Origin of the sequence: Streptomyces sp. NBC_00568 (assembly GCF_026341855.1) — a bacterium.
In the GTDB taxonomy this organism is placed as follows: Bacteria; Actinomycetota; Actinomycetes; order Streptomycetales; family Streptomycetaceae; genus Streptomyces.
The window spans coordinates 6,944,749-6,968,309 of record NZ_JAPENW010000001.1 but is presented as its reverse complement, the minus strand read 5'-3'; the positions used below and the strand labels follow the sequence as shown (position 1 = coordinate 6,968,309).

The window sequence follows — 23,561 nt, the reverse complement described above, 5'->3', positions numbered from 1 at the left end:
TCCTTGCGTGTCCCGGTCCGTGAGAGCGGTCACGGCCGGGGTCCGTCGGTGTCCTGGCCGACGCGTCCGTAACCGCGGATGTCGGGGAAGGGGGGCTCGCGGTCGGCCTGGAGGTCCACCTGGAAGGTGTTCAGGCACATCCCGAGCATCGTGAAGTTGCCGAGCGCGCCGATGGTGTCCACCAGGCCCTTGGAGCCGAAGTGCCCGAGCGCCCGGGCGAAGGTCTCGTCGGAGACGAAGTGCTCCTCGAGGATCTCCCGGCAGAACTGGTAGAAGGCCTGGTCCGCCGCGTCGTCGAAGACGGCCTCGCGCTTCTCGGCGACGGCCTTGACGGCAGCCTCCGGGATCCCGGCCTCGATCGCCTGGTGCACATGCGCGTTCCAGGAGTACTGGGCGTCCCAGTTCCGGGCGGCCATGAGCAGGGTGAGTTCGCGAAGGTGCTTGGGCAGACTGCAGTCGAACCGGGCGAAGGCGCCGAGGGATTCGGCGCGCTCGCACATCTCCGGGCTGTGCAGCCAGACCCGGAAGGGGCCACGGACGGCGCCGCGCCGGCCGGCGATGCGGGCGGCCAGTTCCTGCTGGCGCGGATCCATGTCCTCATCGGTCAGAACGGGGAGCCTCATGTGGCTGATACCTGCCTTTTCTTTCCGGCGTGTTTCAGGCACGTACGGGGAAGCCGTGCGATGCCAGCCGACGGTACAGCCGGGTGCGGGAAGCTCACCCTTCTCGGAGTGCAAGGTAAAACTGCACGCCGGAGGGCACCCATTCACCGGGACGCGACCTAACGTCGGTCGACGCAACAGCGTTGACGGGAGAGGAACTCCGGATGGCCACGATCATCAAAGCCGCGTCCGTGCCCCTGCTGGACCGGGGCGGTGCCGTCGTGACGACACCGCTCATCACGACACGGTCCGCGGGCGGGGAGAACCGGATCACGAGCGGGATGAGCGTGTATCCGGTCGGCTCCGGCGCGCCTTTGCACGCGCACAACTGCGACGAGCACGTGACGATCCTCGAGGGCGAGGCGGAGGTGGTCGTCGACGGCGAGGTGACGAAACTGGAGCGGTTCGACACCACCTACGTGCCCTCCCCCGTCCCTCATCTCTTCCGGAACATCGGCGACGGCCCGCTGCGCATCCTGTGGGTGTACTCCTCGGGCCATGTGACCCGGACGTTCACCGAGACCGGCCGGACGGTCGAACACCTCTCGGACGAGGACCAGATGGGCTGAGCGCTCCACACACAGGGCGGCGGCCCGCGCGCGGGGCGCGTCTCGTACGGTGATCATTGGCGTCCGGGGCATCGTGTCCGCGCGCGCCGGTCACCCCGCTCGGGAGGAATCGCGCGCGGGGCCGCTCGATCTCCTCGTGAAAGGCCTCATCCCGTGCCCGTCGACGCCCCGCGCGACCGTGTCCGTACGGCGGCGATCGGTGCCGCCCGTTCGCGGCCGTGCACCCTCGTCATCTGCCGAGGCTGCTGTTGCGGCGATCCCCGGAAGTTCCCGGACAGCGATCACGCCTGGCAGTTGGAGCGGTTGCGGGCCGGCGCCGAGTCGTCCGGGGGGCGCTTCGCCGTACGGACGACGGATTGCCTCGGGCCCTGCGACCAGGCGAACGTGATCGTGGTGCAGCCGTCGGGCGAGGGCCGGCGCGACGGCGGCCGGCCGACCTGGATCGGTTTCGCCATGGACGACGACTGCACGGACGAGCTGCTGGCGTGGGCCGCCGCCGGGGGGCCGGGCGTCGCCGCGCCACCGGCGGCGCTGGAGCTCCAGTTCGTCCGTCCGCCCCGCGAGGCCCGCGCCCGCGGGCGGCGTTGAGATCACGGACGGTGGCTTCCCGCCCGGCGAGGACACCCCCGCCCCGCGCGGAACGACGACGGCCCCGCCCCCATGAGGGCGGGGCCGTCTTCAGGAGCGGGTCCGCACGCGGCTACCGGGCCGGTGCCCCTTGCGAGGGCGCCGGTGCGAGGCCGGTGGGCCGGGTGGTGAAGACACCCCGGCCCTGCGTCCGGCTGCGCAACCGGGTCGCGTAGCCGAAGAGTTCGGCCAGCGGCACGGTGGCGGTGATCACCGTCGTACCCACCCGGGTGAGCGAGCCCGAGACCCGGCCACGCCGGGCCGCGAGGTCGCCGAGCACCCCGCCCACGGCGTCCTCGGGCACGGTGACGGTGACCTCGACCACCGGTTCCAGCAGGAGCATGGCACTGGCGCGCAGCGCCTCACGCATCCCGAACCGGCCGGCCGTGCGGAACGCCATCTCCGAGGAGTCCTTGGCATGGGTCGCCCCGTCGGTGAGGGTGACGCTCACCCCGGTCACCGGATGACCGCCGAGGGGACCCTCGGCGAGCGCGTCACGGCAGCCCGCCTCCACGGCACGGACGTACTCCTGCGGTACCCGGCCGCCGACGACCGTCGAACGGAACACGAAGCCCGCCGGACTCCCGTCGGCGCCGCCCGGGCCGGACCCCAGCGGCTCCACGTCGAGCACCACATGGGCGAACTGCCCTGCACCGCCGTCCTGTTTGACATGCCGGTACACCAGGCCCGACACCCCGCGGGCCACCGTCTCGCGGTAGGCCACCCGCGGCCGCCCGACGGCGACGTCGAGTCCGTGGGCGCGCCGGATCTTCTCCACCGCCACCTCCAGATGCAGTTCTCCCATGCCCGACAGCAGCGTCTGCCCGGTCTCGGGGTCGGTGCGGACGACCAGCGAGGGGTCCTCCTCGACCAGACGCGTCAGCGCCGACACCAGGCGGTCGGTCTCGGTGCTCCTGCGCGCCTCGACCGCCACGGACACCACCGGATCGGCGACGGCCGGCGGTTCGAGGAGCAACGGCGCCGCTGGGGCGCACAGGGTCGCCCCGGCCCGGGCGGACTTCGGCCCGATCACGGCGACGATGTCACCGGCCACCGCGCGCTCCAGCTCCGCGTGGCGGTCGGCGCGGACCCGCAGGATCCGCGCGATCCGCTCGGTGCGTCCCGTGCCCACGTCCACCACCGCCTGTCCCTTCTCCACCGTGCCCGCGTAGACCCGCACATACGTCATCCGTCCGGTGGCGGTGGCGTTCACCTTGAACACCAGCCCGGCGAACGGCGCCGCCGGGTCCGCCGCCCGTTCCTGTTCCGCGCCCGCGTGCGTGCCGCGCACGGCCGGTACGTCGAGCGGCGAGGGCAGATAGGCCACCACGGCCTCCAGCAGCGGTTCGACGCCACGGTTGCGGTAGGCCGAGCCGCACAGCACCACCACTCCCTCACCGGTACGGGTCAGGTCGCGCAGCGCTGCCGCAAGAGTCGCCGCGGAGACGGTGGAGCGGGCGCAGAACTCCTCCAGAGCCACCGGGTGGAGTTCCGCCACCGCTTCCTCCAGCAGCCGGCGTCGCCGTCGGGCCTCCTCCAGCAGCGCCTGCGGCACCGGGCCCTCCTCGGCCGACTCGGCGCCGTCGGCCCACACCAGCGCGCGCATCCGCAGCAGGTCGACCACTCCTGTGAAGGCGTCCTCCGTGCCGATCGGCAACTGGACGACCAGCGGCGCCGGATGCAGCCGTTCCCGGATCGACGCGACCGCGCTGTCGAGGTCGGCACCGGCACGGTCCATCTTGTTCACGAAGGCGATCCGCGGAACGCCGTGCCGGTCGGCCCGCCGCCACACCGACTCGCTCTGCGGCTCGACGCCCGCCACGGCGTCGAACACCGCGACGGCGCCGTCGAGCACACGGAGCGAGCGTTCCACCTCGTCGGAGAAGTCGACGTGGCCCGGGGTGTCGATCAGGTTGATCCGGTGGCCGTCCCAGGCACAGCTGACGGCCGCCGCGAAGATGGTGATGCCACGGTCGCGCTCCTGGGAGTCGAAGTCGGTGACGGTGGTGCCGTCATGGACCTCGCCCCGTTTGTGGGTGGTCCCGGTGAGGTAGAGGATCCGTTCGGTGACGGTGGTCTTCCCGGCGTCGACATGGGCGAGGATGCCCAGGTTGCGGACGGCGGCGAGGGAGTCGGTGAGGTGGAGGTGCAGGTCGGTACGCACGGCCCAGGGCCTTTCGGACGATCCGGAATCGGGTCGGCGCGATTCCCGGACGACACGCCTGTGATCAGGCGGTGGAGGACCTCCGGCAGGCAGGGTGCGCGGCGTCCGGGCGTGCCGGTCGCCACCGTGCGGGGCGGGAGGTCAGAAGGTCGTCGCGGGCATCCGGTTCCGGCCGCGCAGCCGGTACCGGGCCCGCGGAGACACGAGGATCACCTCGTACTGTGACCGGGGAACGACGGCAGCGATGCGGTAACGCACGGCCCGGCTCCCCTCGTTCGTCACGACACACACGGCGCCGAAGGGGCGGCGTGTGATTCCGTGGCGAGTGTAGGGAACCGGGCGCGGTCCGCGCATCGGGTTTTCCGGGGTCCGTTCAGACAGCCGACCGGTCCGTCAGGTGCGGCTCCACTGCTGGTTCGTTCCCCCGTTGCACGCCCACAGGACGATCGGTGTTCCGTTCGCCGCGCCGTTGCCCGACGCGTCGAGGCACAGACCGGAGACCCTGTTGGTGATCGTGCCGGCCGCGTTGACGGTCCACTTCTGGTTGGTGCCGCCGTTGCAGTCCCACAGGACGACCCGGGTGCCGTTGGCGGTCCCGCTGTTGTAGGCGTCCAGGCACTTGTTGCCGTAGACGACGAGTTCGCCGCGCGAGGTGGCGGTGAACGTCTGGTTCTGGCCGCCGCCGCAGTCCCAGAGTTCGGCCTGGGTGTTGTTGGTGATGGCGCTCTTGAAGAAGTCGAGGCAGCGTCCGGAGCCGGTGCCGACGATCGCGGTGCCGTCGGTTCCGGGGAGGGCGCGGACCGCGACGGCGTCGACGTCGGGGGCGGTGCCCGAAGCAGCCGCGAAGGTCAGTGTGTTGGAGCCCTTGGCCAGGGAGGCGAGGACGGAGACGGTGCGGTACGTGCCCGACGACCCGGTGGGCGGGAAGGCGAGGGTCTGGGCGTACTGGTCGTTGACCCGGAAGGTCGCCCTGCGCGCCGTGGAGCCGCCGTTGGCGTAGCTGATGTCGACGAGCTTCGTGCCGGCGGCGACCGCGCTGACGCCGGTGAAGGTCGGTGTGGTGGCGGAGGTGGTGTCCTCGTACGTCGTCCCGGAGCCCTCGGTGCCGCCGACGGTGAGCAGGACGGCCTCCCCCGCGGGTACGCCGGTGGTGTAACTCGTCGCGTAGGAACCCGCGTCGGTGGCCGACCAGACGTTGCGGACCGTGGCGGAGGCCGTGGTCAGGCCCATGTCCGCCCAGCGGGCCGTGATGTTCGCGGCGGCGGACGTGCGGTTCAGCAGCAGGACCGCGCGCTTGCCGGTTCCGGCGAGGACCTTGCTGTAGACCTGAAGACCCGCCGTGTCCTCGGCGACCTCGACGCCCTGGAGACCGCGCGGATCCTGGTCGATGGCGATGACCTCGGAGTTGGTGAGGACCGACGTGGTCGACGCGCTCATGGTGGCCAGGTTGTTGCCCGCGAGCAGGGGCGCGCCGGAGATGGCCCACAGTCCCATGTGGGTGCGGTTCTGGGCGGCGCTCAGACCCGTCATGCCGACGGTCATCATGTCGGGGTCGTTGTAGAAGCCGGTGTGCTGGGCGGCGGGGTGCAGCGACTTGTCGAAGTTCGCGAGGACGGCGGTCATCGAGGGGTTGTCGGGCCAGTAGACGATGTCGGTGCTGGTGCGCCACAGGTCACCGGTGCCGGCGGCCCAGTTCCACGGATTGCCCGTGCCCCATTCGCACAGTGAGAGGACGAGCCGGCGTCCGGTGACCGCGGTGGCGGCGGCGTTCGCGTCGCGGATCGCCTTGTACGTCGTCTCCTGGTCGAGGCCCTCGGCGTCCCCGCCGCACCAGTCGACCTTGACGAAGTCGAAGCCCCAGTTCTGGAAGGTCTGGAGGTCCTGCTGGTTGTGGCCCTCCAGGCCGGTGCCGGGGGTGGCCGGCGTGGTGGAGGGCGTCGGGTAGTAGTAGCCGCAGCCGTTCTTCCCCGCGTCGGTGTAGATGCCGGCCTTGAGTCCCTTGCCGTGGATGTAGTCGGCGATGGCCTTCATGCCGCCCGGCCACTGGGTGGTGTCGACGCTGATGTTGCCGCCGCTGTCGCGGGCGCCCTGCCACCAGCCCTCGTCGATGTCGACGTATGTGTATCCGGCGGCGGCCATGCCGGAGGAGACGAGGGCGTCCGCCTGGGCCTTGATGGTGGCGTAGTCGATGTCGCTGGCGAAGCTGTTCCAGGACGCCCAGCCCATCGGGGCCGGGGTGACCCCGATCTGGCTGGTGGCAACCGCGGTCGGCTCGGTTCCGAGCGGCGCGGCCGAACGGCCGAGACCGGTCAGTCCGGCGACGGCGAGCAGCAGGACGACGCAGTGGACGCCCGCGCGTCTGAGGAGGTGCACGAGAAACGGCGTGTTCGAAATCGGGGACATGCGGCTCTCCCTTGGGGGATTTGTTCGCAGACTCGAACAAAAGTCAACGCGACTCGCCATATGGCAGCGCCTCGGCCGGGCCACGTCAAGTCCCCTGCCACAAAAGGCCGTTCACTCTCGGACAGCTCTCGACCGAGGCGGGCCCGTCCTGACGTGATGCGGCCCGCGCATCACGTCACGGAAGGAGGAGGGAGGGAGCGGACGAACGGGACGCGGAGCCGCGGCCGTACGCCGACAAGCGCGCCCTCGCGATACCTTCGCCCTGTCAGAGCCCCCTGGGGCCACCAGCAGGCCTTCACCATCGGGATGGACATGCGCGAGGAAGCGATCGTCGAGGCAGCCGCCGGAGTTCATCTGGTGCACGGCAGCAACACGAACTGGGTGGTGCTGACCGAGGGCGACTCCGTCACCCTCATCGACACGGGGTATCCCGGCGACCGCCAAGAGCTCCTGGCGTCACTGAAGGCTCTCGGCCACGAGCCCGAGGCCGTGAGCGCCGTACTCATCACGCACGCGCACACCGACCACCTCGGCTCCGCCGAGTTCCTGAACAGCACCTACGGCACTCCGGTCCAGCTGCACACGGCCGAAGTGCCGCACGCGCGCCGCGAGTTCCTCCACCAGGTGAGCGTCGGGCAGGTGATGCGGCAGGCATGGCGTCCCGGCGTCCTGCCCTGGGCGGTGCACGCCATCCGCTCCGGCGGCACGGCGGACGTGCGCATGACGAAGCCCGAGGCCTTCCCGCACGAGGGCCCGCTCGACCTGCCCGGCCGGCCGGTCCCGGTGCACACCCCCGGCCACACGCCGGGCCACTGCGTCTACCACCTGCCGGACGCCGGGGTGCTCATCTCCGGTGACGCCCTGGTGAGCGGCCACCCCACGTCACGGATACAGGGTCCGCAGCTGCTGCCCGAGATGTTCGACACCGAGCGCGCCGGGGCACTCGCCTCGCTCGACCGCATCGAGGCCCTCGCCGCCGATGTGCTGCTGCCCGGACACGGACCCGTGCACCGCGCCCCGGTGCGCGAGGCGGCCCAGCGCGCCCGGGAGCTGGCCGGCTGACGAGGTCCGGCCGCACCGCCGGAGGACCGGGTCCCTGTCACGGGCGCGGCCCCCGGGCGGGACGCGTTGCCGCTTGACGCATGAGACATACGGGCGCAGAGTTGTACATATACGTCGTAAACATACGTCGTCACCTGCTTCTCTCACTCAGGAGCGATCGCGCCATGGCGCCATGCGAACCGAGTCGCACGGAACCTTCACAGGCCGGGTCCACCTCGGCCGGGGTCCCGGACGCACAGACCGTCCGGCCCGCCCCCGGGCACCGGCACCTGGTCTGCCGTGCCGATGCGGCGCTCGCCTCCCTACCGCCGCCCGCGCGCACACGAAGGAGCCGGGCCTATGAGCGCCCCCTCAACCATTCTCGTCACGGGCGGCGCAGGATTCATCGGCAGTCACGCCTGTGTCGAACTGCTCGACCACGGCTACGAGTTGATCGTGGTCGACGACTACTCCAACAGCAGTCCGCAGGTCTTCGCCCGCGTGGAGCGCATCGCGGGCCGCTTCCTCGGCACCGTCTATGAGCTGGACATCCGTGATCGACGCGCCCTTTCGGCCGTCTTCGACCGACACTCTGTGGACGCCGTCGTGCACTTTGCCGCGCACAAGGCCGTGGGCACGTCGACACGGATGCCCATCGAGTACTACGACGTCAACGTCGGTGGAACGACCGCGCTGCTGAACACGATGCACGAGCACGGGGTGCACCAGCTCGTCTTCTCCTCCTCCTGCTCCGTCTACGGCGATGCCGGCCACGGACCGCTCGACGAGTCCACCCCGGCCGGCCCGACCAATCCGTACGCGGCCTCCAAACTCGCCTGCGAACAGATCCTCGCCGACGTCTGCCGGCGGCGCCCCGAGTACACCGTGCTGTGTCTGCGGTACTTCAACCCGGCGGGCGCCCACCCCAGCGGGCTGCTCGGCGAGGACCCCCGCGGCTCACCGGACAACCTGCTGCCGAACGTGGCCCAGGTGGCCGTCGGGCGACGGGAACGCCTCCGCGTCTTCGGCGACGACTACCCGACACCGGACGGGACCGCGATCCGCGACTACCTGCACGTGATGGACACCGTCGAGGCCCACCGCGTCGCCCTCGACCACCTCGCCGACGAGCGGGGCATGCGGGTGTACAACCTCGGCATAGGCACAGGAAGCTCGGTCCTCGACGTGATCGCCGCCTTCTCCAGGGAGTGCGGCATGCCCATTCCCTACGAGATGGTCCCGCGCCGCCCCGGCGACGTGGCCGAACTCGTGGCGGACGCCACGGCCGTGGCGCGTGCCTGGGGCTGGCACCCTTCCCGGGACCTGTCCGACATGTGCCGGGACGCGTGGCGGTTCCAGCAGCTCAATCCCCACGGTTACGCCGGCTCCGCCCGGCGCCCGAACTCCAAGGGCTGACGGCCCGCCCGGACTGCCCGAACGCCAAGGACCGATGGCCCGCACGGACTGTCGGCCCGCTTCGCCGACCACCCGCCAGGACGACGCTTCGCGGTGCGCGAGAGCCGGATGGAGTGGAGTGCGCGAGGGGCGAATGGCGTGGAGTGCGCGAGGGGCGAATGGCGTGGAGTGCGCGAGGGGCGAATGGCGTGGAGTGCGCGAGGGGCGGAATCCTGGCCGGTGGTCTCGATGTCATCAGCGACCCGGCTGCGGTTCCGACAGCATGAACGCGGTCTCCACCAGCGCGATATGGCTGAACGCCTGCGGTGCGTTGCCCAGTTGACGGCCGGTGTCGGGGTCCCACTGCTCCGAGAGCAGACCGACGTCGTTGCGGACCGCCAGAACTCGCTCGAAGGCTTCCCGGGCCGCCTTCCTCTGTCCGGTGGCGGCGAGCGCGTCGGCGTACCAGAGGGAACACGCCACGAACGCGCCTTCACTGCCGTGCATGCCATCCACACTGTGCACGCCCTGGCCGTTGTGCGCGTACCGCCGCACGAACCCGCCATGGGTCAGCTCCCGCATCGCCTGTACGGTACCGCGCACCCTGCCGTCCTCGGCGGGCAGGAAACCCAGCCGGGGAATCAGCAGCGCCGAGGCGTCCAGCGCCGACGAACCGTAGGACTGGACGAAGGACCGCCGCCCCGCGTCCCATCCTTCCCGGCACACCTGCTGGTGCACCTCGTCCCGCATGGCCCGCCACACGTCCGAGGACCCGTTCCTGCCGAGCAGCTCACCCATCCGCAGCGCGCGGTCCGCCGCCACCCACGCCATGACCTTGGAATGGACGAACTGGCGTGCCGGTCCGCGCACTTGCCACAGACCCTGGTCGGGGTCACGCCAGTGGCGGCCTAGGTGGCCCATCATGGCTTCCACCAGACTCCACACATGGCTCGGCATGGGGATCCCCGCTCGCAGTGACAGCAGGAGCGTGTCGAGAACCTCGCCGTACACATCCAGCTGGAACTGGCTCACCGCGGAGTTCCCGAAGCGAACCGGCCGCGACCCCTCGTAACCGGGCAGCCACGGCGCCTCCGTCTCCGGGAGCAGTCGCTGTCCGCCGACGCCGTACACGGTCTGCAGATCGGCGGGGTCCCCCGCGATGGCCCGTACCAGCCAGCCCAGCCATGCCGTCGCCTCGTCCTGGTAGCCACAGCGCAGCAGACAGGACAGCGTCAGAGTGGAATCACGCAACCAGCAGAAACGATGGTCCCAGTTGCGTTCGCCCCCGATACAGCCGGGCAGCGAGGTGGTCGGGGCCGCGACGATGCCTCCGGTGGGCGCGTAGGTGAGGGCCTTCAGAGTGATCAGCGACCGCACCACGGCATCCCGCCACGGCCCCTCGTAGCGGCACTGACCGGTCCAGCGCAGCCAGAAGTCAGTGGTTTCCTTGAGGACCGTCTCCGCCGGCACGGACAACGGAGCGGGCGGCTCGGGCACGTACGACGGTGCCCACACGAACGTCAGGGTCGTCCTCCGCCCGGCCCGGACGGTGAAGTCGTGGACGGTGGAATCCTCACCGTCGAGTTCTCGCATCAGGCCCTCGGTGTTCAGCCAGACGGCGTCAGGCCCGGCGACCGCGACGGTGCAGTTCTCGCCGACCTGGATCCACGGCACGATCCTGCCCTGGTGGAAACGCAGCCGCAGTTCGCTGCGCATGGTCACGGCACCCCGGAGTCCGTCCACCACGCGCACGATGCAGGGCAGTTGAGAGCGCGGGGGCATGAAGTCGGTGACCCGCACGGCGCCCGTAGGGGTCTCCCAGACGGATTCCAGGACGAGCGTGTCCGGCCGGTAGGAACGGCGTGCGCAGGGAGCGCGTGCCATGCGTGAGAGCGGCGCGATCCGCCAGAAGCCGTTGTCGTCCGTGCCCAGCATCGCGGCCAGACAGGCCGGCGAGTCGAACCGGGGCAGGCACAGCCAGTCGATGGACCCGTTCCTGCCGACCATGGCAGCGGTTTCCAGGTCACTGATGAGGGCGTAGTCCTCGATGGGTGCATTCATGATCGGAACTACGCCGTCGTGTACGTTGCCGCCTCTCCAGCATACGACCGCGGCGCCGGCATGCGCATTATGACCTGGTCCTTAGCGGTCCGGGCCAGGACTCCGAGCGCAGCGGAACGCGGTGTGTACGAAGCGGCTGAAGGCCGAGGGCGGGATCGTGGCGCGGGCCCGGGAGGCCTCGGCCGGGCCGGCCGGACCTTGGCCGTTTCACGGGGAGCGCCCGCGCCTCGCGGGACTCGGCCCCGTCGACGTCGGTCCGGGCCGCTCAGTCGGCCACGGCCACCGGGCGGTACCGGACGTGCGCGTCGCGCACGTCCGTTCCGTCGGTGCCGTCCAGCCGCCGTCGGTCCGCCGCGAGGACTCCGATCCCGCGGGCGGTGAGCCGGGAGACGGGCTTCCCGGCCCGGCCTGCCGTCGGCTCGGGTGACCGGCCGGCCGCCCGTCACGCCGGCGGACTCCCGGCTCTCGACCGGGCCAGTCCCTCGCAGACCCGGTCGACCGCGCTGTTGGTGAGGTCGAGATGCAGGGGGAGGGACAGCAGCCGGGGGAAGAGCGCGTCGGCTCCCGGCAGTCCGCCGGGCGGAGTCGTCGTGGTGCCCCGGAAGTACGGCATGTGGTGCAGCGGGATGAAGTGGACGGAAGTGCCGATCCCCTGATCGGCGAGCAGCTCGACCAGCTCGTCCCGGCCCCTCCCGTACTCCTCCGACACCCGCACCACGTAGAGGTGGCGGGCGTGTTGGCCGGGGGTCGTGACGTCCAGGGGCTCGATACCGGGGACGGCTTCCAGCGCTTCCGCGTAGCGCCGCGCGAGGGCGTGGCGGCGGCGCTGCCAGTCGTCGAGGTGGCGGAGCTGGGCGCGTCCCACGGCGGCCTGGACATCCGTCATGTTGGCCTTCAGCCCGGCTCCCTCGACGGTGTACCGCCAGTTGCCTCCCGGCATGTCGCGGCGCCGGGCGTCCGCGGACATCCCGTGGAACCGCGCGCGCCGGATCCGCTCGGCGAACGACGGGTCGTCGGTGGTGACCATGCCGCCTTCGCCGATGGGGAGGTTCTTGGTCGCGTGGAAGCTGAAGCAGGTCCCGCGCGACAGACTTCCCACGGACCGATCACCCACCGATGCGCCCAGGGCATGGGCGGCGTCCTCGATCACGTGCGTCAGCGGGAGCTGCGCGGCTTCGGCCAGTTCGGCCACCGGGGCCGGGGCACCCGCGTAGTGCAGGGCCATCATCGCGTGCGGACATCCGCAGGCTCTCGCCGCGCGGGCGACGGTGTCCGGGTCCGGCATCGCGGTGCGCGGATCGACGTCGACCAGCACGGGCTGAAGTCCCGCGTGCAGGACGGCGTGCGCCGCGCCGCAGAACGTCACGCTCGGGAGCAGCACCTTCCCGCCGGGCGGCAGTCCGAGGGCGCGCAGGGCCAGTTCCAGCGCCGCCGTGCAGGAGCTGACGGCGACGGCGTGGTCCGCGTCGACGTGCTCCGCGAACTCCTGCTCGAAGCGCTCGGTCTCGTAGCCGGTGGTCACCGAGCCCGAGGCGAGCACACGCTGTGCCGCGCTCCGGGCTTCCGGGCTGATGCGGGTCACGGCGAAGGGGACGTCCGGTTCCGCCGCGCGCGACGGCGGACCGGCACCAAGGTGTGACACGCCGTTCAGGGCAGGCCCGGCAGGCTCCCCCGGCTGATTGCGAGGCCGCATCTGATCGACTGTCATGCCGTGCTTCCCGGTACCGGCTTTGTCGGGGAAAATGTCGACGTTCCACTCGCCCGAATTGCGTATATTTACGCCATATACATACACCCTGCCCCCGTAAGTGCATAGAGTCAACACGAGCAGGATGTGAAGTGCGCGGGCCGTCTGGAGGCAGGACATGGCCAAGGAGCGGGCGCCAGGCAAGGACAGTGAGGCCGCCGCGAAACCGGCGCGGCGCGCCAGCGACAGGGGGCACTACGGCCGGCTGAGCCGGGAACGTGTGCTCGCCGCCGCCCTCGACCTGGTGGACCAGGAGGGCTTGTCCGCGCTGAGCATGCGCCGGCTCGGCGCCCAGCTCGGTGTCGAGGCCATGGCGCTCTACCGGTACGCGGAGGGCAAGGACGCCCTGCTGGACGGACTGGTCGAGGCCCTCTACCTCGAACTGGAGGAGCGCCTGTCCGCCCGTACCGAACCGGATGCCGTGTCCGGGGAGTCCGAGCCGGCCTCCTGGCGCGCGGAACTGCACCGGATCGCGCGTGCGATGTACGAGGTCTGCCTCGCCCACCCCCAGGTCGTGCCGCTGCTGTCCACCCGCATGCTCGCGGTCCCGCTGGCCCGGCGGCCGCTCGCCGTGCTCAAGGAGCACGAGCGGGTGCTCGCCCTGCTCGAGGGCGCCGGGCTCGACCGGGCCCGCTCAGCGGCCGTCTTCCGCGCCTTCACCGGCTGGGTTCTCGGCTATGTCTCCGTGGAACTGCGCGCCATGGTGGACAACCCCGAGGAGGCGGATCCCGCCTTTCGACTGGGGCTGCACCGGATGCCGCCCCAGGAACTGCCCCGGCTCCGCGAGATCGCCGCGACCCTGGCCGACCGGGGCGGGCCGGACGGCCTGGCCGCCGGGCTCGACGCCCTGCTGGACCGTTTCACACAGCCCTAGGGGGCCGTCCGGGCCCGCACGGGCGCCGACGCCCACGCGTGCCGCGTCGCACCCTGGAGATGCACCGGGCCACCGCCCGGCCGTACGATCAACGCAGCCCCGGAACCCGGCGAACGGTCCTGTGCCGTCCGACGTAGGGAGGCGGTTCGGCTTGCTGCGGGCACCTCGCCTCACAGGCGTGTACGCCCTGCTGGTGTCGGTCGCCACTGTCGTCTACATGACCGTTCCGGCAACCCGTACACCCCTGTGGGCCCTCATCGGACTCGGCGGCTTCGCGGCCGTAGTCACGGGAGTCCACGTCCACCGCCCCGCTCACCGGTGGCCCTGGTGGCTGCTGGCGGCTGGGCTGCTGGCCTTCGCCGCGGGCGACACGTCCTACAACGTGATGGAGTCGTACTTCAACTTCTCCAACCCGTTCCCGTCCCCCGCGGACGCCTGCTACCTCGCGGTGTATCCGCTCTTCGCCGCCGGGCTGTACGGCCTCGTGCGGTACCGCTGGCCGGGACACGACCTGCCGAGCCTGCTCGACGCGCTGATCTTCGCCCTGGCTCTGGCACTGCCGGTCTGGGTCTTCCTGGTGCAGCCGCTCGCGCACGTGGAGGGCATGACGTGGCAGCAGCGCGCGATCAGCATCTCCTACCCGCTGGGCGACGTGCTCGTGCTGGCGATGCTGGCCCGCCTGCTGGCGTCGAGCCCCGGCTCCGGCCGCAACCGCTCCCTGCAACTCCTCGTGCTGGGAACCACGACGCTGCTCGTCTTCGACATCGCGTACGGGATTCTCCAGCTCAACACGCTGTGGCAGACCGGGACCGCGCTCGACGCCGGCTGGATCGTCTTCTACACGGCCTGGGGGCTCGCCGGACTGCACCCCTCGATGGTGGAACTGACACGGACCGTGGAGCGGCAGGAGTCCCTGCGGCCCACACGGCGTCGACTGCTCATGCTCGCCGCGGCGACCCTCGTGGCGCCCGCCATTCTGCTGTACGAGGGGCGGCACGGGAGCACGGAGAACGCTGCCGTGATCGCGGTCTTCTCCGCCGCGCTCTTCCTCCTGGTGATCCTCCGGCTGTCCGGGATGGTCAGGGCCCACCGCAACGCCGTGGCGCGCGAGCAGGCACTGCGCACAGCGGCCATCACCCTCGTCGCGGCGACCCGGCCCCTGGATGTCGCACAGACATGCGACGCGACGGTCAGCGCACTGTTCGGGCCCAAGGTCGCCCACCGGAGTCTCGTCCTGTCGGCCGAGTACGCGAGCGGACTGGCGACCCGCCGCTCCCACCTCGTGTCCACGGCCACGCTCGGAGAGGACATCGCGAGCAGGCTCGACAGCCTGCCGACCACGCTGGTGTGCCCCATGATCCCGCCCGACGAGCCCGCCGGAGAGCTGCCGGGCGTGCTGCTGGCGGCGGGTCCGGAGCAGCAACTCAGCGAGATCCAGAGCTCGTTGGACATCCTGGCCTCGCACGCCGGCCTGGCCGTCGAGCGCATCGCGCTCCGCCTGGAGATCATCCGCAAGGAGAGCGAGGCGTACTTCCGCACACTGGTGCGCAACGCCTCGGACGTCATCCTCATCGTCGAAGAGGACAACACGGTGCGGTACGCGAGTCCGTCCGCGCAAGCCGTCTTCGGCGGGGCCGAGCTGACCGGCGCACCGCTGCCCGATCTGGTGGACTACAGCGACCGGCATAGGGTCGTCAAAGGGCTCGCGGCCATGCGGACCGGGGGGGCGCCCGAGACCCACGACCACTGGTGGGTCCTGCGCGACGGCGGCCGCATCGAGGTCGAGGTGCGGTGCAGCGACCTGCGTAAGGACCATACAGTGGGCGGTCTGGTCGTCACGCTGCGGGACGTGACCGAGCAACGACGCCTGGAACACGAGCTGACGGAGCGGGCGTTCCACGATCCGCTGACCGGTCTGCCCAACCGGACCCTGCTCCTCGAGCGGATCGAGCGCGCCCTGTTGCGCAGCCGCCGGGGATCGACGCTCACCTGCCTGCTCTTCATCGACCTCGACGACTTCAAGATGGTCAACGACACCATGGGGCACTCGACGGGCGACCACCTGCTGACCGCCGTGGGCGAGCGGCTGTCGGGAGCCCTGCGCCGCACGGACACGGCGGCCCGCCTCGGGGGCGACGAGTTCGCGGTGCTCATGGAGGACGCGAAGAAGCCGCTGGACGCCGAACTGCTGGCGGCGCAGGTGATCCAGGCGCTGAGCAGGCCGTTCAGCCTTCAGGAGGGCTCGGTGAGCGTGTCCGCGAGCGTGGGCGTGGCCACCGCCAGGGACAGCACGGACGCCGAGGAACTCCTCGGTCACGCCGACCTGGCTCTCTACGCGGCCAAGGCGGCGGGCAAACGGCAGTGGCGCCGGTTCCAGCCGCGGCTTCGGGTGCGGATGGTGGAACGCCACGATCTGCAGGCACGCCTCGACGGCGCGGTGGCGCGGTCCGAGTTCACGCTGCGCTACCAGCCAGTCGTCGACATCAGCGCGGGCGAAGTCGTCGGATTCGAGGCCCTGGCCCGCTGGCCGCATCCGCAGCACGATCCTGTTCCGCCGGACCAGTTCATCGCTCTCGCCGAGGAGACGGGGCACATCACGCCGCTGGGCGCCTGGGTCCTGGCCAACGCCACGACCGACATGGCCGGCCTCCAGCGGATGACCGAAGGGGCGGACCCGCCGTACGTCAGCGTCAACGTCTCCGCCCGTCAGTTCCGGGACAGCGGCTTCCTGGCCAAGGTCCGCAAGGCGCTGGAGACGCCGGGACTGGCCCCCGGTTCGCTGCAGCTGGAGCTCACCGAGACGGTGCTGATGCGCCGGGACTCACAGATCCAGGCGATGCTCTACGCGCTCAAGGACCTCGGGGTGCACATCGCGGTCGACGATTTCGGAAGCGGCTACTCCTCGCTGCGGTATCTGCGGGACTTCCCCGTCGACGTACTGAAGATCGACAAGACGTTCATCGACGACATCGCGCTGGACACCCGGCAGGTCGCGCTCGTCGAGGGAATCGTCAGCCTCGCCGACACCCTGGGCATCCAGGTGATCGCCGAGGGGATCGAGGACTCGGTGCAGCGGGATCTGCTGGCCGGAATGGGATGCCGCTTCGGGCAGGGCTTCCTCTTCGCACGGCCGATGACGTTGCAGCAGAGCGAGTTCCTGCTGCGGCAGCGGGACGGGACCCGAGTCCCGGCACCCTCCGGCGGCGCGCCGACCGCAGTCGGGCCACAGAAGGAGCCGGCGGTATTCGGGCCACAGAAGGAGCCGGCGGTATTCGGGCCGCAGAAGGAGCCGACGGTATTCGGGCCGCAGAAGGAACAGACGCAGCTGGCTCCCGACCGGGCGCCCGAGGAACAGCCCGCCCCGTCCGGGGCGGCGGAGACCGACGGCCCACACCGCTCCAGGCGCTGGCGCGACCTCGAACACCTGCGGCAGACCAGCCCCATGAGCGACGCGGTACTGGACGAGGTGCGCGGCCGGCACATCCGCTGCGGGGACCACTGGCTGATCGACTTCGCCTCCTGCAACTACCTCGGATTCGACTGCGATCCGGAGATCATCCAGGCGATCGAGCCGGCCGTGCGCCGCTGGGGCACACACCCCAGCTGGTCCAGGCTGATCGGCAGTCCGCGCCTGTACCCCGACATCGAGGAACGCCTCGCCGACCTGCTCGGCGCGCCGGACACGCTGCTGCTCCCCACGCTGACCCTGATCCACGCCTCGGTGATCCCCGCCCTGGCGGGCCAGGGCCATGTCTTCGTCGAGGCCACCGCGCACCGGACCGTGTTCGACGGATGTGTGGGGGCCCGCGGGCAGGGCGCGACACTGCGGCGGTTCCACGCGGAACGACCCGACGAACTGGACGCCATGCTGGAAGCGGTGCCCGGCGGCCTGCCCCGGCTCGTCTGTCTGGACGGCGTGAACAGCATGAGCGGGAACATCCCCGACCTGCCGAGGCTGGCCGCGGTGTGCCGGGCCCGGAACGCCACGATGTACGTCGACGACGCGCACGGCTTCGGCGTCATCGGGGAGCGCGGCCCGCACGAGTCGTGTCCGTACGGGTCACGCGGCAACAGCATCGTGCGGCACACGGGGGAGTCGTACGAGGGGATCGTGCTCGTCGGCGGGTTCTCCAAGGCGTATTCCTCGCTGCTCGCCTTCCTCGCCCTGCCCACCTCGCTCAAGGACCGCCTCAAGACCACCGCGGCGCCCTATCTCTACTCGGGCCCCTCACCCACCGCGTCCCTCGCCACGACGCTCGCGGGGCTCGACGTCAACGACCGCCGCGGGGACGCCATCCGCGCCGATCTGTACCGCAAGACCGTCCGTGTCCTCGACCACCTGGAGGCGCTCGGGGCCGGCACCCTCAACACGGACCGTCTGCCGATCATCGAGATCCCCCTGGCCGACGCGGACGACCTGGACGCGGTCGCCGGCTTCCTGTGGAACAACGGCATCTACGTGACCCTGGCGGCCTATCCCCTCGTCCCGCGCGACCGGGTGGGCTTCCGGATCCAGCTCACCGCGCTCAACTCCGACGACGACGTCGACCGGCTCAACGACACACTGGGCCGGCTCTCCGAGCGCTATCAGTTGCGGCCGAGGGACGGAGTCCGCGATGGCGGTCCTCAATGACGACGTGAACTGGGACAGCTGGCCCGTCGAGGACTACCTGGCGGAGAACTACCGCGAACTGCACCCCGCCGACGCGGCGGTCATCACCCACCACTGCGCGTTCTACCGCGAGCTCGCGCCCGGCAGCATCGGCCGGTCCGTGGAGGTCGGGGCCGGCCCCAACCTCTATCCGCTCATTCTCGCGTCCGCCGCGAGCCGCCGCATCGACGCCGTGGAGGCGGGCGCCTCCAACGCCGCTTACCTGGAGCGGCAGTTGGGCCGAACCCCCGACCGGAGCTGGCTGCCCTTCCACGAGTTGTGCCGCAGCCTCAATCCCGATGTGCCGGAGACTCTGGAGCGCTCGCTGTCCGCGGTGCGTCTCGTGCACGGCGACCTCAGGTCCCTCGCGCCCGGCGGGTACGACCTCGCCTCCATGCACTTCGTCGCCGAGGGCGCCACCGAGGACATCGAGGAGTTCAAGGACTTCTGCCGCCGGTTCGTCCGCTGTGTCGCCCCCGGCGGACTTCTGGTCGCCGCCTTCATGGAGAACATGCCCACCTACCGGATCGGCGCCGCGTCACGCTGGCCCGGCTGCCCCGTGGACACGGAGATCATCACCGAGGTCTTCACTCCGCTCACCGATCAGTTGACGGTCAGTCACATCGAGTCCGATCCGACCCTGCCGGACTACGGAGACTCCGGAATGGTCGTGCTCACCGGGGTGGCGGCGGCCCGTCCCGCGGCGTGAGCGGCACCGGCACCGGCGCGTGGCGTGTGCGGGGCCCGGGCGGGCGCGGGCGCACGCCCTCCCCAAGTCGTACGCCCGTCACCGCTACCCGAGCTCCAGCGACGTGACCCCGTAAGCCCGCTCCCCCGCGAACTCCCTGACCGGCCCGGTGTACATGCGGGCCGTCTCGAAGGAGGGGGTGAGGCCGAGCTTCTCGACGAGGGCGACGGCCGCGGCGTTCGTCTCGGGCACGTCGATGACGACCGGCCTCCCGTCCGCTTCGGCGGCGAGCGCGGCGAGCGCGGCGAACAGTGCCTCGGCGTCGTCGGCGGTGTCGGCGAACAGGGGGCCGATGCGCAGGGAGTCACGCGCGGGACGGATCACGGCGTAGCCGCTCAGCCGGCCGTCCTCGGTGTGCCGGACGACGGTCCGGTGTCCGGGGGAGGTCAGCCACGACTCCAGGAACACCGGCCGGTCGGCGGGGTAGCACGCGCTGTCGTACGCCGTGATCGCCGCGCGATCCGCCGGCTCGGCCGCCCGCACTCCCGACGGCTCCTCCCCCACCGGGGCGACACCGCCGAACCGGACGGTCCGATAGGCGAGTTCGAAACCGGACTTGCGGTAGTTGTCCTGCTGCGCGACCACTCCGTCGAGTCCTACCGTCCGGCCACCGGCGTGGGCGAGGGCCTTCCGCCAGGTGGCGAGGCCGTAGCCGTTGCCGCGCATGTCGGGGCGTACGAGGTAGAAGCCCAGGAAGGCGTAGTCGGGGCCGTAGTTGACCACCGAGATGGCCGAGACCGGCTCCCCGTCGATGCGTCCGACGAAGAAGCCCCCGGGGTCCTGGGCGAAGAAGCTCACGCTGTCGGACAGACCGGGGTTCCATCCCTCGTCCGCCGCCCAGCCGCCGACGATCTTCCAGTCGTCCGGCGAGGCCTGGCTGACGACGAGGCCGTCGGGTCCCGGAGAGGTCATGGGGGCGCTCCAATGCGTACGGGTCGCGGGGTGCGCCGGCAGGGCGCACGCACAGCATCCTTACCGATCTCCGTACGCGTCGCAGTGACGAGCCCCCGCACCGGAAGGGATTCGGCCACTTCGGCACCTGCGTCCTCCGCGCCCGGCCGACCGAGCGGCTGGCTCGGACTCCGGCTCCGGCTCCAGCTCTGGCTCTCCGGCTCTCCGGCTCCGGTCGACGGGCACGGTGAACCCGGCGAGCGGGACACGGAGGAGGCCCCACCGGTCACCCGTCCGGTGGAGCCTCCGGTCCGTGATCGCCGCGGGTCAGCGCACCGCGGCGGGCCGGAACCGGCGGTACAGGACGGCGCCGCCCAGCAGCAGCGCCGCGCTCGCCGCGAGGGCGGGCATCGTCTGATCCGTTCCGGTGTGGGCGAGGGAGGCCATGGAGCCGCTCTGCGGCAGGACCCGCTCCGGCACTCCGGGCTCCGGGTGGGCCACGGGCGGGGTGGACGGCCTCGGGGCGGGGTTGGCGGGGTGGTGCGGCTGCCGGGGCTTGCCGCCCGAGGTGGTGGCGGACTCGTTTCCGGCGGACGCGTTGCCCAGTCCGACCACGGTCACGGAGTTGCCGCTGACGTTGACCGGGAGGTCCACCGGGAGCTGAAGACCATTGCCCGACAGCACACCTGGCGAATCCTTTCCGCCACCGTGCGCGACCGCTCCTCCCCCATTCCGTGCGCCACCCCGGTGAGTGCCGCCGCCGTGCGCGACGCCGCCGCCGTGCCTCCCTCCGCCGGCCCGGGCGGCACCGTCGCCGTCGCTCCGATGGGCGCAGCGGTTGCCCGCGGCGGGGTTGAGGAGCCCGGCCACGTTCAGCGTGTTCCCGCACACGTTCACCGGAACGTGCACCGGGAGCTGGACCGTGTTGCCGGAGATCAGCCCGGGCGAGCCTGCCGCCGCGCCGTCCGCCGCGGAGTCGGCGTGGGCCGGCATGGCCGCGGCCAGCGCGCCCGAGGCGGCGGCCGCGGCGATCAGACCATTTCGGGTCACCCGTTTCATGGGTTCACTGCCTTCCAGAGCGAGGTCGCGGGCGTTCGCCCACAGTGCCTAGAACGCGTGTGAACCATCCGAGTTATGGCTTATCGGCCTTTCACCCCATCGAGCGCCCGCGTTTCGAACGGGTGTGCCTCGGCACGTCCGGCGGGCGCGGGACGGCAGGGTAAGGCACGGCGGCGGATTCCGCTCGCCCAGAGGCGTGCCCCAGAAGCCGCGTCTATCGTGATCCGGGAGGTATCGCCGGTCCACCGCGGGCGACCCTGGAGGCATGCATGCTGTCCATGCACCAACGCTTCGCGATCGTGGGAGCCGCGACCGCGACGCTGACCCTGCTGGCGGCGGGCCTGCCGACGACGGCGACCGCCGACGAGGACCCCGACCTGTCGCGCTTCCACGAGCAGAAGATCACGTGGGCCGCCTGCACGGGCGAGGGCATGCCCAAGGACCTGCAGTGCGGCAAGGTCACCGTCCCGCTGGACTACGCGCGGCCGGACCGCGGCACACTCGACCTGGCCCTGGCCCGCTACCGGGCGACGGGCCACTCACGGGGTTCGGTGCTGTTGAACTTCGGCGGTCCCGGCGGCGCGGGCGTCCCCCAGCTCGCCGCGGGCGGCAAGGACTTCATGGGCCTGACGAACGGCTACGACGTGGTCACCTTCGACCCCCGCGGCGTCGGCCGGTCCTCGCCCGTCAGCTGCGGCGAGGGCATGGACCAGATCTTCGAGGCGACGGACAGCGGCACCGACACCAGCGACGTACGGGCGGCTCTCGAGGTGGTCAAGAAGGCCGCCGCCGAATGCGCCGAGCACTCCGGCGCCGTGCTCCCCCACATCGGCACGGTCGACGCCGCCCGCGACATGGACGTGATGCGCCAGGCCCTCGGCGACAAGAAGCTCAACTACCTCGGCTTCTCGTACGGAACGCGGCTCGGCGCGGTGTACGCGGCCCAGTTCCCCGAGAAGACGGGGCGGATGGTGCTCGACGGGGTCGACACCCTCACCGAACCGATGACCGAGCAGGGTTTGACAGGTGCCGAGGGACAGCAGACCGCGCTGGACGACTTCATCGCCTGGTGCACGAAGAGCATCGCCTGTCCGTTCGGCGAGGACGCGCGCAGCGCGCGCGACCAGGTGGTCCAGCTCGTCGACTCGCTCGACGCGGACCCGGTGCCGTCGGACTTCGGCCAGGAGTTCTCCGGCCAGGACCTGGTGGGGGCGATCAGCCAGGCGCTCTACAGCAAGGAGATGTGGCCCACCCTCGAACAGGCCCTCACCCTGCTGATCCAGGACGGCGACACCCACGGACTCATCCAGCTGTCCGGAGGCGCCTCCTTCCCCGACGCCACCCCGTCCGCCGGCCGGGTCGAGAAGGGGGACGGCGGGCTCGCCGACATCGAGGACATCCCCCTCGACAATCTCCCCGCCGCTTTGATGGCCATCAACTGCGCCGACGACCCCGACCGTCCCAGCGCCGAGCAGGTCACCCGGCAGGTCGAGAAGCTGCGTGCCGCGTACACGGAGGCCTCGCCCGTCTTCGGCCAGTACCGGCTCACCCAGGTACTGATGTGCTACGGCCGCCCCAAGGGCACCGACTACATCCGCGACGACGTCCGCGACGTCGGCGGACCGAAGAAGCTGCTCGTCGGCACCCGCGGGGACCCGGCGACCCCCTACCGCTGGACCCAGGAGACCGCCGAGCGTCTCGGCTCCTCCGCGGTGGTGCTCGACAACAAGGGCGAGGGGCACACCGGCTACGCGTCCTCGAAGTGCGTGCACCGGAAGGTCGACGACTTCCTGCTGTACGGATCACTGCCGGCCAGCGGCAGTTCCTGCGGCGCGGAGGGCACGGACAGAGACTGAGCGCCGGTCCGCTGCCCCGAACGGCCGAGGCGGCATCCCCCGGACGATGACAGAACAGGCGCGGATACGTAACACAGACAAGTCGGTTACAACCTCTCGTACCCCCCGAAGGTCACACTGGGCAGGCGTCGCCTTCATCCGGCCCGCCGGACCCGCACCCGCACGTGCCCACAGCAGGGGGAACATCACCGATGCGCATCCGACCCGTCCTCACCCTCTCCGCCGTCGCCGCCGCTCTGCTCCTCGCGGTACCCCAGAGCGGTGCGGCGGCCACGCCGTCCGCACCGTCCGGCGCTCATCCCGCGAAGGCCGCCGCTCAGCCGAAGAAGTGCTCGGCGAACGCCCTCAGGCTGCGGGCCGCGCAGTCCTCGGACCGTCGCGTGCTGCACCTGCGCGTGACCAACCGGTCGACGCGCGCCTGCACCGTCGACCGCATCCCCGTCGTCACCTTCGGCAACCTCGACGGCGCGGCCCTGCCGAAGCCCGCCGGACAGAGCGCTCCGTACCGGATCGCCGCGGGCAGGACGGCGTACGCGTCCGTGCGCACGATCGCCGACCGGTCCGACCCGCAGGCCCGCCGGGTCCGCTCGATCACCGTCTCGGCCGATCCGGCGCGCTTCGGGCGTTCGTTCACCGCGCGCGAACTGGGCGCCGGCAGCACCGTCCTGGTGTGGGAGCCGGTGACGACATGGTGGAAGCCGTCCGCGGCCGCCGCCGACCGGGTGCTCGGCCTCCGCTGAGCGGTTCCCCCTCCGGGGCCCGCGCGCTCGCACGGCGCGGGCCCCGGGGGGCCGCCCGTGGCAGGCCGGTCGC

General features: G+C 71.2%; 16 protein-coding genes. 9 read left to right on the top strand and 7 right to left on the bottom strand.

The window, feature by feature from the left end; genetic code table 11:
• Positions 1-29: 29 nt before the first annotated feature.
• Complete coding sequence (locus OOK38_RS30280; RefSeq protein ID WP_266765548.1) at positions 30-593, bottom strand: carboxymuconolactone decarboxylase family protein; 564 nt, start codon at positions 591-593, stop codon at positions 30-32.
• Between the two features lie 233 nt (positions 594-826).
• Between OOK38_RS30280 and OOK38_RS30275 the strand changes: the two genes are divergently transcribed.
• Positions 827-1,231, top strand: a complete 405-nt coding sequence (locus OOK38_RS30275; RefSeq protein WP_266755367.1) for a cupin domain-containing protein — start codon at positions 827-829, stop codon at positions 1,229-1,231.
• 153 nt (positions 1,232-1,384) lie between these two features.
• On the top strand, positions 1,385-1,819 hold the full coding sequence (locus OOK38_RS30270; RefSeq protein ID WP_266755369.1) for a (2Fe-2S) ferredoxin domain-containing protein: 435 nt from the start codon (positions 1,385-1,387) through the stop codon (positions 1,817-1,819).
• Positions 1,820-1,931: 112 nt separating this feature from the next.
• On the opposite strand, the gene fusA is transcribed toward OOK38_RS30270, so the two are convergent.
• Positions 1,932-4,022 (bottom strand): elongation factor G, encoded by a 2,091-nt coding sequence (gene fusA / locus OOK38_RS30265; RefSeq protein WP_266755371.1) that lies wholly within the window; start codon positions 4,020-4,022, stop codon positions 1,932-1,934.
• Positions 4,023-4,415: 393 nt separating this feature from the next.
• Positions 4,416-6,425, bottom strand: a complete 2,010-nt coding sequence (locus OOK38_RS30260; protein ID WP_266755373.1) for an RICIN domain-containing protein — start codon at positions 6,423-6,425, stop codon at positions 4,416-4,418.
• A 312-nt stretch (positions 6,426-6,737) separates the two neighbouring features.
• Between OOK38_RS30260 and OOK38_RS30255 the strand changes: the two genes are divergently transcribed.
• Positions 6,738-7,487: an MBL fold metallo-hydrolase gene (locus OOK38_RS30255; protein WP_266755375.1), complete on the top strand. Its 750-nt coding sequence runs from the start codon at positions 6,738-6,740 to the stop codon at positions 7,485-7,487.
• Positions 7,488-7,826: 339 nt separating this feature from the next.
• Positions 7,827-8,882, top strand: coding sequence for a UDP-glucose 4-epimerase GalE (gene galE / locus OOK38_RS30250; RefSeq protein ID WP_266755377.1), 1,056 nt, complete (start codon positions 7,827-7,829; stop codon positions 8,880-8,882).
• 234 nt (positions 8,883-9,116) lie between these two features.
• Here galE and OOK38_RS30245 read toward each other — a convergent pair whose 3' ends face one another.
• Together OOK38_RS30245 and OOK38_RS30240 are read right to left on the bottom strand one after the other, a co-directional pair.
• A complete protein-coding gene (locus tag OOK38_RS30245; RefSeq protein WP_266755378.1) occupies positions 9,117-10,922 on the bottom strand; it encodes a glycoside hydrolase family 15 protein in 1,806 nt (601 codons plus the stop codon).
• A gap of 442 nt (positions 10,923-11,364) precedes the next feature.
• Positions 11,365-12,564: a DegT/DnrJ/EryC1/StrS aminotransferase family protein gene (locus tag OOK38_RS30240; protein ID WP_266755380.1), complete on the bottom strand. Its 1,200-nt coding sequence runs from the start codon at positions 12,562-12,564 to the stop codon at positions 11,365-11,367.
• 223 nt (positions 12,565-12,787) lie between these two features.
• Here OOK38_RS30240 and OOK38_RS30235 point away from each other — a divergent pair, with 223 nt between their 5' ends.
• The 3 genes from OOK38_RS30235 to OOK38_RS30225 all read left to right on the top strand — a co-directional run bounded on the left by OOK38_RS30235 (position 12,788) and on the right by OOK38_RS30225 (position 18,903).
• On the top strand, positions 12,788-13,543 hold the full coding sequence (locus OOK38_RS30235; protein WP_266755382.1) for a TetR/AcrR family transcriptional regulator: 756 nt from the start codon (positions 12,788-12,790) through the stop codon (positions 13,541-13,543).
• 217 nt (positions 13,544-13,760) lie between these two features.
• Positions 13,761-18,176, top strand: coding sequence for an aminotransferase class I/II-fold pyridoxal phosphate-dependent enzyme (locus tag OOK38_RS30230; RefSeq protein ID WP_266849390.1), 4,416 nt, complete (start codon positions 13,761-13,763; stop codon positions 18,174-18,176).
• Positions 18,160-18,903 carry a class I SAM-dependent methyltransferase gene (locus tag OOK38_RS30225; protein ID WP_266755383.1) on the top strand — a complete coding sequence of 248 codons (744 nt, stop codon included), beginning with the start codon at positions 18,160-18,162 and terminating at the stop codon, positions 18,901-18,903. The genes OOK38_RS30230 and OOK38_RS30225 overlap by 17 nt, the downstream gene beginning before the upstream one ends.
• A gap of 84 nt (positions 18,904-18,987) precedes the next feature.
• On the opposite strand, the gene OOK38_RS30220 is transcribed toward OOK38_RS30225, so the two are convergent.
• Positions 18,988-19,854 carry a GNAT family N-acetyltransferase gene (locus tag OOK38_RS30220; RefSeq protein WP_266755385.1) on the bottom strand — a complete coding sequence of 289 codons (867 nt, stop codon included), beginning with the start codon at positions 19,852-19,854 and terminating at the stop codon, positions 18,988-18,990.
• Positions 19,855-20,160: 306 nt separating this feature from the next.
• Positions 20,161-20,892, bottom strand: coding sequence for a chaplin (locus tag OOK38_RS34585; protein ID WP_323178836.1), 732 nt, complete (start codon positions 20,890-20,892; stop codon positions 20,161-20,163).
• 269 nt (positions 20,893-21,161) lie between these two features.
• Between OOK38_RS34585 and OOK38_RS30205 the strand changes: the two genes are divergently transcribed.
• Complete coding sequence (locus OOK38_RS30205; RefSeq protein ID WP_266755386.1) at positions 21,162-22,748, top strand: alpha/beta hydrolase; 1,587 nt, start codon at positions 21,162-21,164, stop codon at positions 22,746-22,748.
• Positions 22,749-22,939: 191 nt separating this feature from the next.
• Complete coding sequence (locus OOK38_RS30200; RefSeq protein WP_266755387.1) at positions 22,940-23,488, top strand: DUF4232 domain-containing protein; 549 nt, start codon at positions 22,940-22,942, stop codon at positions 23,486-23,488.
• The last annotated feature ends 73 nt before the right edge of the window (positions 23,489-23,561 follow it).